The sequence below is a fragment of the Streptomyces sp. NPDC003284 genome (assembly GCF_053589675.1).
Genome location: NZ_JBSFSI010000011.1, coordinates 18,421 through 34,376, shown reverse-complemented (window position 1 = coordinate 34,376; position 15,956 = coordinate 18,421). Strand labels below are relative to the sequence as shown.

The following is a 15,956-nucleotide window of genomic DNA, read 5'->3' as shown; positions in this document are numbered from 1 at the left end:
ATGCAGGACGTCTCCTCTCTGGTGGCCCAGGCCAGGGACGGCCGGCCGCGGGCCGTGGCCCGGCTGATCTCCCTGGTGGAGGGGGCGTCACCGCAGCTCAGGGAGGTCATGGCGGCGCTCGCGCCGCTCACCGGCAACGCCTATGTGGTCGGTCTGACCGGCTCGCCCGGGGTCGGCAAGTCGACCTCCACCTCGGCGCTGGTGACGGCCTACCGCAAGCAGGGCCGACGGGTCGGCGTGCTCGCCGTCGACCCGTCCTCCCCGTTCTCCGGCGGCGCGCTGCTCGGCGACCGGGTCCGCATGTCGGAGCACGCCTCGGACCCCGGTGTGTACATCCGCTCGATGGCGACCCGCGGCCATCTGGGCGGCCTGGCCTGGGCCGCGCCACAGGCGATCCGGGTACTGGACGCGGCCGGCTGCGACGTGGTCCTGGTGGAGACGGTCGGGGTCGGCCAGTCGGAGGTGGAGATCGCCTCCCAGGCGGACACCAGCGTGGTGCTGCTGGCGCCCGGGATGGGCGACGGCATCCAGGCGGCCAAGGCCGGGATCCTGGAGATCGGCGACGTCTACGTCGTCAACAAGGCCGACCGGGACGGCGCGGACGCCACCGCCCGCGAGCTGAACCACATGCTGGGCCTGGGCGAGGCCCGCGGTCCCGGCGACTGGCGGCCGCCCATCGTCAAGACGGTGGCCGCCCGCGGCGAGGGAATCGACGAGGTCGTCGAGGCCCTGGAGAAGCACCGGGCGTGGATGGAGGAGCGCGGCGTCCTCGCCGAGCGCCGCCGCGCCCGCGCGGCCCGCGAGGTCGAGACGATCGCCGTCACGGCCCTGCGCGAACGCATCGGCGACCTGCACGGCGACCGCCGCCTGAGCGCCCTCGCCGAACGCATCGTCACCGGCGACCTCGACCCGTACCGCGCGGCGGACGAACTGGTCGCGGGCCTGACCCAGGGCTAGGGCCTGACCCAGGGCCGGGGCCTGACCCAGAGGGGGCTTGGTCCACGGCCTCCGGCCGTAGGACGGAGCCCCCTCCGCGTGCTCCTGGTGCGCGTCGGCAGGGGCCCTGCGCGGCCCCGGCCCGGCAGATCGGGGCCGCCCTCGTACGGGTCCGCGCCCGGCAGGCCGGGCCCGCCCGGACCTCTCCGGGGGACCCCTCCAGTGCGGCAGATCGCACCCGCCGGGCCGGGCGCGGACCTCCCCGGGTCGCCGGGCCAGCCTGCGCCGGGGACCGAACCCGGTACGGCGGCGCCGCGCCGCACGGTCCGCGGGCCCGTGCGGCGTGCTCGTCCTCCACGGTTTCGAGCCCGGTGCGGCGTGCTCGCCCGCCCTGCACGGTCTCGGGCCCGTTGCGGCGTAGGGCCCCGGCCGACAGAACGGGGGCGGCCCTGGTCCTGGCGGATGGGTCCGCGCCTCTCGCGGTGCGCGGGGCCGGTGCCCGCTGGCCCGCACGCCGGGGTGCTGCCGTGTCCGGCCGACTGCCTCCCGAGGCCCGGCCCGCCCCGGTGCGGGGGCGCCCCGCCCCGCGCCGGGCGGTGACCGGCGGGTGGGCGGGCGGCGCGGCGGCTGCTCGCCGGACCCCGTCCTGCGCCCCGGGTGCCGGTTCGCGTGCGGGTCCCGGGGCCGGGAGCGCGGGCCGGGTCAGGGCCGGGGCCGGAGTGCGGGCCCCGTCCCGGCTACGGGCGGCCCCGCTGGCCGCGCAGGTGCTCCGCGATGGGCTTGAGCGCCTTGCTCAGCTCCGTCAGGGCCTCCGGGTCCAGCAGATCGATGAAGTGCCGCCGCACGGACGCCACATGGTGCGGGGCGACCTTCTGCATGGTCTCCATGCCGTGCTCGGTGAGGACGGCGAACAGCCCGCGGCGGTCGGACTCGCAGTTCTCGCGGCGCACCAGGTTCGCGTTCTCCATGCGGGTGATCTGGTGCGAGAGGCGGCTCTTGGACTGGAGCGTGGCGGAGGCGAGGTCGCTCATCCGCATCCGCACGTCCTCCGACTCGGAGAGATTCACCAGGATCTCGTAGTCGTTCAACGTCAGACCGAAGGGCTGGAGGTCTCTTTCGAGCTGGTACGTCAACAGCCTGTTGACCTCCAGGTGGGTGCGCCAGGCGCACTGCTCCGCATTGGTCAGCCAGCGCGTGGCCGTGTCGGTCTCCATGAATGAAGTCTACCTAAGAAGTTGAAAGGCGAACTAATGGGGGGTCGCATGACGGCGCGCACGCGTTCGAGCCGTCACACTCCGCAGACTACCGCTCACAGCCCGAAGCGACGCTGGAGGTCTCCCAGCTGTCCGGGAAGGCGCGGTGCGCCCGCCTGCTGTCCCTGCTGTCCATGACCGGCCGGACCGGTCCCGCCCGGCACCCCGGGCTCGGCCGGGGGCGCCCCCACGGCCTGCTCCGCCATCAGCGCCTCCGACGACTGGAGCAGCACCGTACCGGCCCCGACGAACTCGAACTGGTGCTCCTCGCCGGAGGCCCCGCCGAGCCCCGTCATCGCACGTAGGCCGCCCAGTACGCCCGTCAGATAGCCGTGGTCGTAGTGATGGCACGGGGAGGGGCAGTCGGCCCAGCCGACCAGCGCCTGCGGGTCCACCCGGATCGGCGGTTCCATGAAGACCACCGGGCCGTTCGACGCGGCCACGAATTTTCCGGTTCCGATCAGCGTGAGGAAGCCCGGAACGATCGACTGCTTCAGCGCGAGACTTGGCTCAAAAGCAAGCAAGTTGCCCGAGCGAATGGTCAGATTGCCGTCCTCCAGGTCGTACGAGTTCACATCGAAGGCCCGGTCGGCGAGGAGCATCTTCCCCGAACCCTCCGCCACCACCCAGTCCGCGGCGTGCAGAGGCGAATGGAACGAGGTGCGCAGCAGCCGGTCGAGCCGCCCGTGTCCAAAGCCGTTGAACTCGATCGCCCCGTAGTAGGCGATCATCTTCCCCTTCTGGAGGAACCACTGGCTCCCCTTCAGCTCCACACAGAAGGTGTAGTGGTTGACGTTGTCGTCGGCCGGCAGGGTCATCGGGTCGTACACCACGGGCCCGGCGCCGGGCGTTCCGTACGCGCTCACAGCTTCTCCTCCGACGCCTGGACGTAGACCATGCCGCTGCCGCTCAGCTCCAGCTGGAACGCCTCGCCCGAACCCCGGCCCACCATGTCCCGCCAGCCCAGCGCGGTCGACAGCTTGTTGCGGACGTCGCCGTGGTGGGCGACGTAGGCCTGCGGGTCGACATGGACGGGCCGCTGCGGGGTGACCGGGATCTCCAGCACCCCGCCGTGCGCCATCACCGCCACCGCGCCGTGCCCCTTCAGGGTGGTCGTGAACAGTCCCTGGCCGGTCACCTGGCCGCGCACCATGCCCATGATCCCGCCCTGCGAGCCCATGAACATCGTGCCCTGCTGGAGCGTGCCCTCGAAGGCGAGCAGGCGGTCGGCCTCCACGTACAGCGTGTCGCCGGACAGCCCGATCACCTGGATGTGGTGGCCGCCGTGCCCGAAGAAGACCGTGCCGCTGCCCTCCACCGTCATCAGGGGGGTGGCCTCGCCCGCGACGCGGCGCCCGATCATGGACATCACCCCGCCCTGACCGCCCTGGATGTTCGGGGTGAACGACACGTCGCCCCGGTACGCCAGCATCGCGCCCCGCTGGCTGAACAGCCGCTGCCCCGGCACCAGCGTGGCCTCGACCATCTTCGAGTTGATCTCCCGGAAGGTCATCTCACGCGTCCCCCGCGATCGTGTTCCGCTCGCTCGGCTGGACGTAGACCAGGCCGTCCCCCTCGAAGCGGATCTGGAACGCCTCGCCGCCGCCCTCCCCGAGGAATGTGCGGAAGGTCACCCCGGACTGGAACGTCTGCCGCAGATTTCCCTGGTGCGCGATATAGGCGCCCGGGTCGACGGTCAGCGGGTACTGCGCGCTCACCCGGAGCACCACGGCGGGGCCGTCCGACATGATCGCCGCCTGGCCGCTGCCCTCGACGGTGGTCGTGAACAGCCCGTTGCCCTGCGAGGCGCCGCGCAGCCCGGTGAACGTCGTGCCCGTCCTCAGTCCCGCGTCCGTCGCCAGCAGATTGCTCGACTCGACATACAGCTTCTCCCCCTGGAGGCGGACGAGATTGATCTCGGACGCCCGGTCCGCGAACCAGCAGGTCCCCTGCCCCCGCACCTCCATCACCGTCATCTGCTCACCGGTGATCCGCCGCGTCACCATCCCCCGCAGCCCCTCACCGCCACCCGTCAGCTTCTTGAAGGCCATCTGACCGTCGTACGCGACCATCGAGCCGTTCTTCGCCTTCACGGCATCCCCGGTCATGTCGACGGCGAGCACCTTGCTGCCTTGCAGTCGGAACATCGCCACGGAGTGAAGGTAGCGGCGAACGGGCCGCCGCCGACAGCACCCACGGACGGAGACCGCCCCCGCCCCGGGTGGAGAAATCCCCGACCTCCACCCCTAGGGGCCGACCACCCCCGGCGGTTTGCCACAATGGACGGAACTTTGTGCCTGCGTTCACAAACCCGGCCGCAGCTCCCGGCCGTCTCCCGCCGTCTCCCGACGCATCCCGCCGAATCCCCCCGAAGGTGACCCGTGGACATCAAGACCGCCACCGCCCTCCGACGCCTCCGCCTGGTCTCCGCCCCCGAGGCGGTCAGCTTCCTGCTCCTGCTGGTCTGCTCGGTCCTGAAGCGGACCACCGACTTCAACGCGGTCCCCGCGATGGGCGCGATCCACGGCATCCTCTTCGTCCTCTACGTGCTCTTCTGGGCCGACGCCTGGAACCGCACCAAGTGGCCGCTGAAGACCGCCGCCCTCTACTTCGTGCTCTCGGTCCTGCCCACCGGCGGCTTCTTCGCCGAGCGCAAGCTCAAGCGCGAGGCCGAGGACGCGGTCATCGCCTCCCGCGCCCGCCGCGAAGGAGTGGTGAACGCGTGATCGTCGCCTTCTCCGTCACCCCGCTGGGCGTCGGCGAGGACGTGGGCGAGTACGTCGCCGACGCCGTCCGGGTCGTACGCGAGTCCGGTCTGCCGAACCGCACCGACGCCATGTTCACCTCCGTCGAGGGCGAGTGGGACGAGGTCATGGACGTGGTCCGGCGCGCCGTGGCCGCGGTGGAGGCCCGCGCCCCGCGCGTCTCCCTCGTCCTCAAGGCCGACATCCGCCCCGGCGTCACCGACGGCCTCACCACCAAGGTGGAGACGGTCGAACGGCACCTGGCGGGGGAGTAGCCCGAACCGGCTCCGCGGGCGCGGGCGCGCCCCCGGCGGTCCAACCGCGCGCCCGCGCACGCCCCAGCCCCCGACCCGCACCCCCGGACGGCCCCGGACCCGCACCCCGGTCGGCCCGGACGCTCACCCTCCGGACGCCGCCAGCGCCATCCCCAGCGGCGTCCGCTCGTACAGCACCCGGTGCCCGTACCGCCGCGAGGTCAGCAGCCCCGCGTCCCGCAGCACCGCCAGATGCGCGGACACCGACGAGGGGGCCAGCCGCAGCCGGTGCGCCAGGTCCGACGTCGTCGCCGGGTCGGCCAGCGCGGCCAGCACCGCGGCCCGCCCCCGCCCCAGCAGCCGTACCAGCGCCTGCGCGCCGGCGGCGCCCGGCTCCGTCCACAGCCCCGCGAGGCCGCGGGCCGGATAGACCAGCGTCGGCTGCCACGGCGGCTCGAAGCCGCTGATCACGTCCGGCCACGAGAACACGCTCGGCATCAGCACCAGCCCCTGCCCGCCCAGATCGCGCCCGTACTCGCCGTGCCGGTCCACGGTCAGCGTCCGCCCGTCCCAGGACAGCCGCCGGTCCAGCTCCGGCAGCAGCGCCTCCAGGCCCACCTCGGCCAGCCGCCGCGAGTGGAAGACGATGTCGGCCTCCAGCAGCGCCCGCAGCCGCGGCCACTCCGGCTCCACCAGCACATGCCAGGCGGCCTCCAGCAGGTCGGCCAGCTCCCGCACCGCGCGCGCCGGATCGGCCAGCAGCGCCCGGCCGCCCGGCGAGCGCAGCGCACCCGGCGTGTCCGCCAGGGACCGCGCCAGATCCTCCCGGGCCGCCACCGGATCGGCCGCCCGCACCGCCGCGATCTCCTCCTCGAACGTCGCCGCCGGGCCCAGCGGCGGCGGCCCCAGGAAGTCCGGGCTGTGCCCCCGGCGCGGCATCACCAGCCGCAGCAGGCCCAGGTCGAGACCGCGCGCCGCCTCCCCGGTGCTGCGCAGCCAGTGCGGGTGGTAGCCCAGCCGGTCCGGGCGGCCCAGCGTGCGCACCGCCTCCTGCGTCTCCCACAGCGGCGACAGCGCGAACCGGCACCGCAGCAGATCGTCGTCACCGAAACGCAGTCGGAACGGCACCCGGCACCACCCCGCCCTCACCCGGAAGATTCGGCTGTCGCCGAAAGACTAGGGCGCGCGGCCCGGCGGCCGCACGCTGCCGTCCATGCAGCAGCGCTACACCCAGGTCTTCGCCGTCCCCGAGTTCCGGGCCGTCTTCGCCGCCCACGCCCTCTCCCTGCTCGGCGTGATCGTCAGCGAGATCGCCCTCTCCGTCCTCGTCTACGACCTCACCGCGTCGCCCCTGCTCAGCGCCCTCACCTTCGCGCTCGGCTTCCTCCCGTACGTCGTCGGCGGCACCCTCCTGGCCGGGCTCGCCGACCGCTTCCCGGCACGCCGGGTGCTGGTCGTCTGCGACCTGGTGTGCGCGGCGTGCGTGGCGGGCATGGTCGCGCCCGGGGCGCACATCGGCGTCCTGCTCGCGCTCCGATGCGCCCTCGCCCTGGTCTCACCGGTCTTCCAGGGCACCCGCATGGCCACGCTCGCCGACATCCTCGGCGACGGCGACCTGTTCGTCCTCGGCCGCTCCCTGCTGCGGATCGTCTCGCAGAGCGCGCTGCTCGTCGGCTACGGGCTCGGCGGGCTGCTGCTCACCGTGGTCAGCCCGCGGCACGCCCTGCTGATCACCGTGGCCACCTTCCTGGCCTCCGCCGCCCTGCTCCGCCTCGGCACCCGCCCCCGGCCCGCGCGCGGCGGCAGCGGCGGCGCCCTGGTCGGCGACTCGCTGCGCGGCGCCCGGCAGGTGCTCGCCGACCGCAGGACGCGTGTCCTGCTGCTGCTGTTCTGGGTGCCGCCGATGTTCGCCGTGGTGCCCGAGGCCCTGGCCGCCCCGTACGCCGCCGCGCTCGGCGCCGGGTCCACCGGGCTCGGCCTGCTGATGTGCGCGCTGCCCGTGGGCACCGTGGCGGGCGAGCTGTACGCCGGTTCCCGGCTGGCGCCCGCCACCCGCGAACGCGTCGCCCTCCCGCTGGTGAGCCTCGCCCTGCTGCCCTACCTCGGCTACGCCCTCCACCCGGGCCTGCCCCTCTCGCTGCTCCTGCTGCTGGTCTCCGGCGCCGGGTCGGCCTACACCCTGGGCCTGGACCAGTGGTTCGTCGCCGCCGTGCCCGAGGAGCTGCGCGGCCGGGCGATGACCCTGCTCACCGCCGGTCTGATGACCCTCCAGGGCGTGGGCATGGCCCTGGCGGGCGTCGCGGCCGAGTTCGCCGGCGCACGGGCCGCCGTCACGGGCGCCGGGATCCTGGGCACGGTCTGCTGCGTCCTGCTGGCGGGCGCCGCCCGGCGGACGTCCGCGACGGCCGGACGACCACCGGGCGACCGCCTGGCGACCGAAAGGCGAGACGGGGCTGACCACGATATGACCGGCGGGTAGGGTCTGATGCCGTGCCGAAGCCCCTCAGTCTCCCGTTCGACCCCATCGCCCGCGCCGACGAGCTCTGGAAGCAGCGCTGGGGAAGCGTGCCGTCCATGGCGGCGATCACCTCCATCATGCGCGCCCACCAGATCCTGCTGGCCGAGGTCGACGCCGTGGTCAAGCCGTACGGACTGACGTTCGCGCGCTACGAGGCCCTGGTGCTGCTCACCTTCTCCAAGGCCGGCGAACTGCCGATGTCCAAGATCGGCGAGCGGCTGATGGTGCACCCCACCTCCGTGACCAACACGGTGGACCGCCTGGTCAGGTCCGGTCTGGTGGCCAAGCGCCCCAACCCCAACGACGGCCGCGGCACCCTCGCCGTCATCACCGACAAGGGCCGCGAGGCCGTCGACGCCGCCACCCGCGACCTGATGGCGATGGACTTCGGCCTGGGCGCGTACGACGCCGAGGAGTGCGCGGAGATCTTCGCGATGCTGCGGCCGCTGCGGATCGCTGCGCGGGATTTCGAGGACGAGTAGGTCCTCGCGGGTCGGCGCGCCGGTCTCCGCCGCTGCGCAGGCGGTCCCCAGCTGCGGGTTCTGCCGACAGGCACGGTGCCGCGGTCCCCGCCGAAGCGGGGATTTTTCGGGCGGTTACGCTCGTATCCATGAAACGAAGCGTGCTGACCCGCTACCGCGTCATGGCCTACGTCACCGGCGTGCTGCTGGTCCTGCTGACCCTCGGTGTGATCGCCAAGTACGGTTTCCAGCTCGACGGGGCGGCGAAGTTCACCACCGTCATCGGCATCGCGCACGGCTGGCTGTACGTGCTCTACCTGGTCGTCGCCTTCGACCTGGGCTCCAAGGCGAAACTGCCGGTCGGGCGCCAGCTGTGGGTGCTCCTGGCAGGCACGATCCCCACCGCCGCCTTCTTCGTCGAGCGCCGGATCAGCCGCGAGCTGGAGGCCAAGGCCGCGGCCCCCGTACCGGCCGCCGCCGAGGCGTAACCGCACCGCCGCACCGCCGTACCGCACGCGTACGGCGGTCAGCCGTCGACATTTACTAGGACGTCCTAGTAAATTTGAAGCATGGACGCTGACGCCATCGCAGAGGGCCGCCGACGCTGGCAGGCCCGGTACGACGCCGCACGCAAGCGCGATGCGGACTTCACCACGCTCTCCGGTGACTCCGTGGAGCCGGTGTACGGGCCCCGCGCGGGCGACGAGTACGAGGGCTTCGAGCGGATCGGCTGGCCCGGCGAGTACCCCTTCACCCGCGGGCTGTACCCGACCGGCTACCGCGGGCGGACCTGGACCATCCGCCAGTTCGCCGGGTTCGGCAACGCCGAGCAGACCAACGAGCGCTACAAGATGATCCTCGCCGCGGGCGGCGGCGGGCTCTCGGTCGCCTTCGACATGCCCACCCTGATGGGCCGCGACTCCGACGACCCGCGCTCCCTGGGCGAGGTCGGCCACTGCGGGGTGGCCATCGATTCCGCCGCCGACATGGAGGTCCTGTTCCGGGACATCCCGCTCGGCGACGTCACCACCTCCATGACGATCAGCGGGCCCGCCGTGCCCGTCTTCTGCATGTACCTGGTCGCCGCCGAACGCCAGGGCGTGGACCCCGCCGTCCTCAACGGCACGCTCCAGACGGACATCTTCAAGGAGTACATCGCCCAGAAGGAGTGGCTCTTCCAGCCCGAGCCGCACCTGCGCCTCATCGGCGACCTGATGGAGCACTGCGCGACGAAGATCCCCGCCTACAAGCCGCTGTCCGTCTCCGGCTACCACATCCGCGAGGCCGGGGCCACGGCCGCGCAGGAGCTGGCGTACACGCTCGCGGACGGCTTCGGCTACGTCGAACTGGGCCTGAGCCGCGGCCTGGACGTGGACGTCTTCGCGCCCGGCCTGTCCTTCTTCTTCGACGCGCACGTCGACTTCTTCGAGGAGATCGCCAAGTTCCGCGCCGCCCGCCGCATCTGGGCGCGCTGGATGCGGGACGTGTACGGCGCGCGCACCGACAAGGCGCAGTGGCTGCGCTTCCACACCCAGACCGCCGGTGTCTCGCTCACCGCCCAGCAGCCGTACAACAACGTCGTGCGCACCGCCGTGGAGGCGCTCGCCGCGGTGCTCGGCGGTACCAACTCGCTGCACACCAACGCCCTGGACGAGACCCTGGCACTCCCCAGCGAGCAGGCCGCCGAGATCGCGCTGCGCACCCAGCAGGTGCTGATGGAGGAGACCGGCGTCGCCAACGTCGCCGACCCGCTGGGCGGTTCCTGGTACGTCGAGCAGCTGACGGACCGGATCGAGGCGGACGCCGAGAAGATCTTCGACCAGATCAAGGAGCGCGGGCTGCGCGCGCACCCGGACGGGCAGCACCCGATCGGACCGGTGACCTCCGGCATCCTGCGCGGCATCGAGGACGGCTGGTTCACCGGCGAGATCGCCGAGTCCGCGTTCCGCTACCAGCAGGCGCTGGAGAAGGGGGACAAGCGGGTCGTCGGCGTCAACACGGCCACCGGCTCCGTCACCGGCGACCTGGAGATCCTGCGCGTCAGCCACGAGGTGGAGCGCGAGCAGGTGCGCGCGCTCGGGGCGCGCAAGGGCGCACGGGACGACGCGGCGGTGCGCGCCTCGCTGGACGCCATGCTGGAGGCCGCGCGCTCGGGCGCCAACATGATCGAGCCGATGCTGTCCGCGGTGCGCGCCGAGGCGACCCTCGGGGAGATCTGCGGGGTGCTGCGCGAGGAGTGGGGGGTGTACACGGAGCCGGCGGGCTTCTGAGAGCCGCCCGCCCGGCTCCGGCGGCTCCGGCAGGGGTGCGGACCGGCGGCTACGGGGCCGCCGGGGGCACCTGCGAGGCGGAGCCCAGCCCGAGGAGGAGTACGCCCGTGAAGCTCCGCACCCATTCCTCGTCGGCGGGCTCCGCGCTGACCAGGGTGCGGTGGACGACCGCGCCCGCGACGATGTCGAAGATCAGGTCGGCGGTGCGGGCTGCCTCCGCCGGGTCCGTCTCCGGGGGGAGTTCGCCGCGCTCCTGCGCCCGGGTGCGGCCCTCCAGGACGAGCCGTTTCTGACGCTCCACGATCGAGCCGCGGATGCGCTCGCGCAGGGCGTCGTCGCGGGTGGACTCGGCGACGACGGCCATCAGGCCGCTCTTGGCCTCGGGGCGGGCCAGGATCGCCGCGAACTGGAGGACCACGCCCTCGATGTCGGCCGCGAGGCTGCCGAGGTCGGGCAGCCGCAGTTCGTCGAAGAGTTCGGCGACGGCGTCGACGACCAGTTCGTTCTTCCCCGCCCAGCGGCGGTACAGCGTGGTCTTGGCGACCCCGGCGCGCGTGGCCACGTCGCCCAGCGTGAGCTTCGACCAGCCCAGCTCCACGAGGGCCGCCCGGGTGGCGGCCAGGATCGCCGTGTCCGCCGCGGCGCTGCGCGGGCGGCCGGCGCGGAGGGGCGGCGTGCGGCTCTGCATCCCCTGACCATAACCGTGCGTCCCCTGACCATGTCCGTACGGGATTCGAGCGCTTCTTGTGCGGCCGTGAGGGAGATCACGAGGAGGCGGTTTCGCCGAGGCACCCCGTGCCATTACGCTACGGGTCGTAGCGAAAGCGCGGACGCACCCGCGCGAGCGACGACCACACAGCAGCATCACGCATCCAGCACGCTCGTCAACCACGCACGTACGACACGCAGTACGGACCGCGGAACCCGGCGCCCGGTGGGGACCAGGCGCCCGGCGCGGTCCGGTCCGGTCAGCGGTTTTCACTCCGGCACGCGGAACGGGGGAGGATAGACGCATGCAGCCACGGAACATGTCCATGAGCGGAGTCGTCGACCTCGCCGCGGTGAAGGCGGCCCAGGAGGCCAAGGCGAAGGCGGAGCAGGCGCGCGCCCAGGCCGCCCGCGAGGGCGGGGTGGGGGCGGTGTCGCCCGCCGACCTCGTCATCGACGTCGACGAGGCCGGCTTTGAACACGATGTCCTCCAGCGCTCCGCGGAGGTGCCGGTCGTCATCGACTTCTGGGCCGAGTGGTGCCAGCCCTGCAAGCAGCTGAGCCCGGTCCTGGAGCGGCTGGCCGTCGAGTACGCCGGGCGCTTCCTCCTCGCCAAGATCGATGTCGACGCCAACCAGATGCTGATGCAGCAGTTCGGCATCCAGGGGATCCCCGCGGTCTTCGCGGTGGTCGCCGGTCAGGCCCTGCCCCTCTTCCAGGGGGCGGCGGACGAGACGCAGATCCGGCAGACGCTGGACCAGCTGGTGCAGGTCGCCGAGCAGCGCTTCGGCCTGACCGGTCTCACCGTCGACCCGGAGGCCGAGCCGGGCGGCCAGGCGCCGCAGCAGGCTCCGGCCGCCGGCCCGCACGAGTCGCTGCTGAACGCGGCGGCGCAGGCGCTGGACGCCGGTGACCTCGGCGGCGCGGCCCAGGCGTACAAGAACGTCCTGGCCGAGGACCCCGGTCACCCGGAGGCCAAACTGGGTCTCGCGCAGGCGGAGTTGCTCCAGCGTGTGCAGGACCTCGACCCGCAGAGGGTCCGTCAGGAGGCGGCCGAGAAGCCGTCGGACGTACCGGCCCAGATCGCCGCCGCCGACCTGGATCTGGTGGGCGGTCATGTCGAGGACGCGTTCGGCCGGCTCATCGACACGGTGCGGCGCACCGCCGGTGAGGACCGGGACGCGGCGCGGCTGAGGCTGCTGGAACTGTTCGAGGTCGTCGGGGCGGAGGACCCGCGGGTCGCGGCGGCGCGCAGGGCGCTGGCGCGGGCGCTGTTCTGACGGGCTGACGGGCTGACGGTTCGCCCGGTCTGTTCCGGTTCCCCGCATCCGGCGGCCGTCAAACGCCAGGGCGTGTGATGCCCGGGTGAAAGAACTGCCGGGGACCCGCCACAGCGGCCGCGCTTTGCCAAAACTTGGTAATCGCGGCCGCTGTTACTACAAGTAAGGGCGGGGTGTTGGTCTGCCCGGTTCCGTCCGGGCATCAACTGCTTTGTTCTGCCCATTGTTGCGACCGTGTGTCGCCATCTGCGGCCGGTGTGTCGAACTCCGGTTATCCAGCCGTTACTAGCGAGTAACGAACCCCCTTGTGCGGGCGGCCGGAATGGACCACGATCGGCGACGCTCGGTCCATTCCCGCACCCCGGCAGCCAACCGGGTCGCGGGATGTCTGGGTCCCCACCGAGCAGGGCCGGCGACAGTGGCGCCGACCCTTGGGCAGGGGGGTCTTCGCCGTCCGGCGAAGCCTGTCCAGCAAGGTTGTGCGTGATGCGTGTCAGGCGCGACCAGTGGTTGTCGCTCGGGGGTGATCGCCGGTGATTCGGGCGCGGTTCGCGCCACCGAGCGCGGGCGCTCTCCTTCCCGAGGACGTAGCACTTCTCCCATCCCTGCCCGGCCGTCCCGTCGAAACGGGGTGAGCCGAGGCCAGGAGATGTACGTCCGAGAAGGAGGAAATATGGAGTCCCAGGTGCGTGGCGGGACCAGATGGAAGCGGTTCGCTGTGGTCATGGTGCCCAGCGTCGCCGCGACGGCGGCGATAGGCGTGGCCCTGGCCCAGGGCGCGCTGGCCGCTTCGTTCAGCGTGTCGGGGCAGGAGTTCAAGGTCTCGGCCGACGAACTCCACGGCAACGGCTTCACCCAGTACGGGGCGATCGACTCCGGCTACACGCTCTCGGGCGAGAAGGTCGCTCGCCCGGTGGCGGTGTCGTCGTTCAACGACGCCACGATCAAGAAGCTCTGCCAGTCGGTCGTGACCCCGAACATCCCGCTGCTCGGGTCCGTCACCCTGCGGCTGGAGGCGGGCGACAGCAGCAACAAGGACCAGCAGGTCTCGGCCAAGAACCTGTTCATCGATGTCTCGGACCTCAAGGCCAACGCCGAGTTCCACAACATCGACATCGGTGTGGCCGCCGGTGACACCGGCAACCCCGACAAGGGTGGCAAGGGCGTCGGCATGAAGGGTGGCAAGGAACAGGCCAACCCTTACGGCTTCGCCCAGCAGGCGGAGAAGGCGGACCTGTTCGGCGTGCGGCAGACGGCGTGGGCGACCACCGCCGGCACCTTCACGCTGCCCAAGCTGCACATGTCGCTGTCGACGGACCAGAAGAAGGCCGAGTGCTACTAGGCACCCGGTGACGGGCGGGGGGAGGCCCTGGGCACCCCCCGTCCGGCCGCTCGACGGCCGAGATCTCACACCCCCCACATCTCCACCGCACCACCACCCACAGCAACGCTGCACCAGGGAGCTGTTTTCCATGAGCGCCGAGACTTCCGCCGCGCCCGGCCAGTTCACTCGCCGGAGGCAGCAGTTCCGCGCCTGGCGGGGCAGTCGGCCGTTCTGGGCGGGGCTGTTCGTCCTGCTCGGCGGCTTGCCGATCATGTACTTCCCGTACGCCCATCTCCAGGTCGGCCATCTGACGCTGGCGATGTCCACCACCGCGGGCGCGGGCTCCCTGATCATCGGTGTGCTGCTCGTGGTCCTGGGCATCAGCCTCTGGTTCCAGAAGCACATCCGGGTCTTCGCGGGTGTCGCCTCGATCCTGCTCGGGCTGGTGTCCATCCCGGTGTCCAACTTCGGCGGCTTCCTCATGGGCTTCCTGTTCGCCCTCATCGGCGGCGCGATGGCCGTGTCCTGGGCGCCGGGTGTGCCGCCCGCGCAGCAGGACGCCAAGGACACCGAGAAGCCCGGGGAGCCAGGCCCGGCGGACGCGGTGGACGAGTCGAACGACCTGTCAGGAACGAGCCCGGCCAACGGGGCGAACGGGAGGCACAGTGCCGGCTGACGAGGTGAACCACGGGGCTGATGTGGGAGAGTCCCGTGCGAGAACCGGGCCGCGCCACGCGGCACCCAAGAGGCCGCTGTTCACCAGGTTCCACATGCCGGCCGGCAAGGCGATAGCCACCGTGGCGATGCCCACGGCGGTCCTCGTGGGGATGGGCTTCACGTCCTCGCTCGCCCTGGCCGACAACAACAGCCATCCCAAGGCGGGCACGACGGCCTCCTCGTCCGAGACGACGCCGATGTCGCCCGAGGAGTACAAGAAGTGCGTGGAGGCGCTGGAGAAGTCCAAGGACGACTCCTCGCCCGAGCCTTCGGACTCCGCGAGTGCCACCGACTCCGCCAAGGACAAGGACGCCAAGGGCTCGGAGAAGGACGGTGGCAAGGGGGACGAGAAGGACGGCGCCGCACAGGGCCGTACGCCCGCCCCGTCCACCACCCCCACCACCTCCGCCACCGGCGCGGCCGGAACCGAGGACACCGAGAAGCAGCCCGCCACGGGCACGCACCCTTCGCCGGATTCAGGTTCCGACGACAAGGGCGCGCCCCAGGCACCGGCCACCACCTCGTCGTCCCCCTCGGCACCGGCCAAGAACGGCGGTCTGCTCGGCACCATCGGCGACGTGCTCGGCGACATCCTGACCGGCGGCAAGAAGCAGTCCCCGGCCGCCTCTCCGTCCCCGACGGCCACTTCCTCGGCGGACGCCACGAAGAAGGACCTGGACGGGAAGGGCCTCGGCAAGACCGCGTCGGACACGGTCGAGGACACCACCAAGAAGGTCACCGACACGGTCGGCGGCACGGTGAAGGGTGTCACCGACGCGGCCTCCGGGGCGGCGGGGGACGCGGGCGACGCCGTCAAGGACGCCAAGGACAAGGCGCAGGACGCCAAGGACAAGGCGGACGAGGCGAAGGACAAGGCCGAGGACGCCACCTCCTCGCCGGACCCGTCCACGAGCGCGGGCGCGAGCGAGAGCCCCGCCCCGGCGGACTGCCCCGCTGCGGCCACCGACGACCAGGGCGGCGTCGACAACAAGATGCCGCTGGCGGACGACCCGTGGTACCTGGACGCCAGTTCCCTGCTGCTGAAGGGCGCCAGCTACAAGGGCGTCGTCGAGGTCCGGACGGCCGACGGCACCGTCAAGAAGGTGCTGAAGTACGTCATTTCGAGCGGTACCGACATCGGTGACCTGCACCAGACGGTGAAGGACAAGGACGCCGGCAAGACGTACCACGTACAGGCGGCCAAGGGTTCGACGTCCACGATCCGCGACGGTGACACGGTGATGTACACCGAGAGCCTGTCCGGCAACCTGCTCGGGCTGATCCCGGTGACGTTCAGCCCGGACAACCCGCCGCCGCTGGACATCCCGCTGATCTACTTCACCAAGGTGCACGTCGTCCAGGCCGCCCAGTTCGGCGGCACCCTCACCATCCCGGGCATGCACCTGTACACCACCGACTGATCCGTACACCGCCGACTTATCCGGGAGCCGCGACACGAGGGCGCCCCCGCCGTTCCCGGCGGGGGCGCCC

At 72.0% G+C, this 15,956-nt stretch carries 17 protein-coding genes; 11 read left to right on the top strand and 6 right to left on the bottom strand.

Annotated features, from left to right (window positions below):
* Complete coding sequence (gene meaB, locus ACWDYF_RS22755) at positions 1-957, top strand: methylmalonyl Co-A mutase-associated GTPase MeaB (protein ID WP_018571487.1); 957 nt, start codon at positions 1-3, stop codon at positions 955-957.
* Positions 958-1,673: 716 nt separating this feature from the next.
* Here meaB and ACWDYF_RS22750 read toward each other — a convergent pair.
* The 4 genes from ACWDYF_RS22750 to ACWDYF_RS22735 form a co-directional block, all read right to left on the bottom strand.
* Entirely contained in the window at positions 1,674-2,150 is a 477-nt protein-coding gene (locus ACWDYF_RS22750) for a MarR family winged helix-turn-helix transcriptional regulator (protein ID WP_018571488.1), read from the bottom strand.
* Positions 2,151-2,245: 95 nt separating this feature from the next.
* Entirely contained in the window at positions 2,246-3,055 is an 810-nt protein-coding gene (locus tag ACWDYF_RS22745) for an AIM24 family protein (RefSeq protein WP_037888547.1), read from the bottom strand.
* The gene (locus ACWDYF_RS22740) at positions 3,052-3,702 is read right to left on the bottom strand and encodes an AIM24 family protein (RefSeq protein ID WP_018571490.1); all 651 of its coding nucleotides are present in this window, start codon (positions 3,700-3,702) and stop codon (positions 3,052-3,054) included. The genes ACWDYF_RS22745 and ACWDYF_RS22740 overlap by 4 nt, the downstream gene beginning before the upstream one ends.
* Before the next feature lies 1 nt (position 3,703).
* Entirely contained in the window at positions 3,704-4,336 is a 633-nt protein-coding gene (locus ACWDYF_RS22735) for an AIM24 family protein (protein WP_037874554.1), read from the bottom strand.
* 234 nt (positions 4,337-4,570) lie between these two features.
* Here ACWDYF_RS22735 and ACWDYF_RS22730 point away from each other — a divergent pair, with 234 nt between their 5' ends.
* Positions 4,571-4,915, top strand: a complete 345-nt coding sequence (locus ACWDYF_RS22730; protein ID WP_018571492.1) for a DUF3817 domain-containing protein — start codon at positions 4,571-4,573, stop codon at positions 4,913-4,915.
* Positions 4,912-5,208 carry an MTH1187 family thiamine-binding protein gene (locus ACWDYF_RS22725; protein ID WP_018571493.1) on the top strand — a complete coding sequence of 99 codons (297 nt, stop codon included), beginning with the start codon at positions 4,912-4,914 and terminating at the stop codon, positions 5,206-5,208. The genes ACWDYF_RS22730 and ACWDYF_RS22725 overlap by 4 nt, the downstream gene beginning before the upstream one ends.
* 123 nt (positions 5,209-5,331) lie before the next feature.
* Here the strand turns inward: ACWDYF_RS22725 and ACWDYF_RS22720 are convergent, their stop codons facing one another.
* On the bottom strand, positions 5,332-6,315 hold the full coding sequence (locus tag ACWDYF_RS22720) for an ArsR/SmtB family transcription factor (RefSeq protein ID WP_381742674.1): 984 nt from the start codon (positions 6,313-6,315) through the stop codon (positions 5,332-5,334).
* Between the two features lie 85 nt (positions 6,316-6,400).
* Between ACWDYF_RS22720 and ACWDYF_RS22715 the strand changes: the two genes are divergently transcribed.
* The 4 genes from ACWDYF_RS22715 (at position 6,401) to ACWDYF_RS22700 (ending at position 10,436) form a co-directional block, all read left to right on the top strand.
* Complete coding sequence (locus tag ACWDYF_RS22715) at positions 6,401-7,666, top strand: MFS transporter (RefSeq protein ID WP_389466564.1); 1,266 nt, start codon at positions 6,401-6,403, stop codon at positions 7,664-7,666.
* 11 nt (positions 7,667-7,677) lie between these two features.
* Positions 7,678-8,187, top strand: a complete 510-nt coding sequence (locus tag ACWDYF_RS22710) for a MarR family winged helix-turn-helix transcriptional regulator (RefSeq protein ID WP_064535313.1) — start codon at positions 7,678-7,680, stop codon at positions 8,185-8,187.
* A gap of 128 nt (positions 8,188-8,315) precedes the next feature.
* Positions 8,316-8,654, top strand: a complete 339-nt coding sequence (locus ACWDYF_RS22705; RefSeq protein ID WP_389466567.1) for a DUF3817 domain-containing protein — start codon at positions 8,316-8,318, stop codon at positions 8,652-8,654.
* Positions 8,655-8,735: 81 nt separating this feature from the next.
* Positions 8,736-10,436, top strand: a complete 1,701-nt coding sequence (locus ACWDYF_RS22700) for an acyl-CoA mutase large subunit family protein (protein WP_382852114.1) — start codon at positions 8,736-8,738, stop codon at positions 10,434-10,436.
* A 49-nt stretch (positions 10,437-10,485) separates the two neighbouring features.
* Here ACWDYF_RS22700 and ACWDYF_RS22695 read toward each other — a convergent pair whose 3' ends face one another.
* Positions 10,486-11,124, bottom strand: coding sequence for a TetR/AcrR family transcriptional regulator (locus ACWDYF_RS22695; protein WP_018571498.1), 639 nt, complete (start codon positions 11,122-11,124; stop codon positions 10,486-10,488).
* 325 nt (positions 11,125-11,449) lie between these two features.
* On the opposite strand from ACWDYF_RS22695, the gene ACWDYF_RS22690 reads away from it, so the two are divergent.
* The 4 genes from ACWDYF_RS22690 to ACWDYF_RS22675 all read left to right on the top strand — a co-directional run bounded on the left by ACWDYF_RS22690 (position 11,450) and on the right by ACWDYF_RS22675 (position 15,886).
* Positions 11,450-12,424, top strand: coding sequence for a tetratricopeptide repeat protein (locus ACWDYF_RS22690; protein WP_026253171.1), 975 nt, complete (start codon positions 11,450-11,452; stop codon positions 12,422-12,424).
* Positions 12,425-13,097: 673 nt separating this feature from the next.
* Complete coding sequence (locus tag ACWDYF_RS22685) at positions 13,098-13,766, top strand: DUF6230 family protein (protein ID WP_389466572.1); 669 nt, start codon at positions 13,098-13,100, stop codon at positions 13,764-13,766.
* Between the two features lie 130 nt (positions 13,767-13,896).
* Positions 13,897-14,424: a DUF6114 domain-containing protein gene (locus tag ACWDYF_RS22680; protein WP_381742689.1), complete on the top strand. Its 528-nt coding sequence runs from the start codon at positions 13,897-13,899 to the stop codon at positions 14,422-14,424.
* Between the two features lie 94 nt (positions 14,425-14,518).
* On the top strand, positions 14,519-15,886 hold the full coding sequence (locus ACWDYF_RS22675) for a hypothetical protein (RefSeq protein ID WP_389466575.1): 1,368 nt from the start codon (positions 14,519-14,521) through the stop codon (positions 15,884-15,886).
* Positions 15,887-15,956 lie beyond the last annotated feature (70 nt).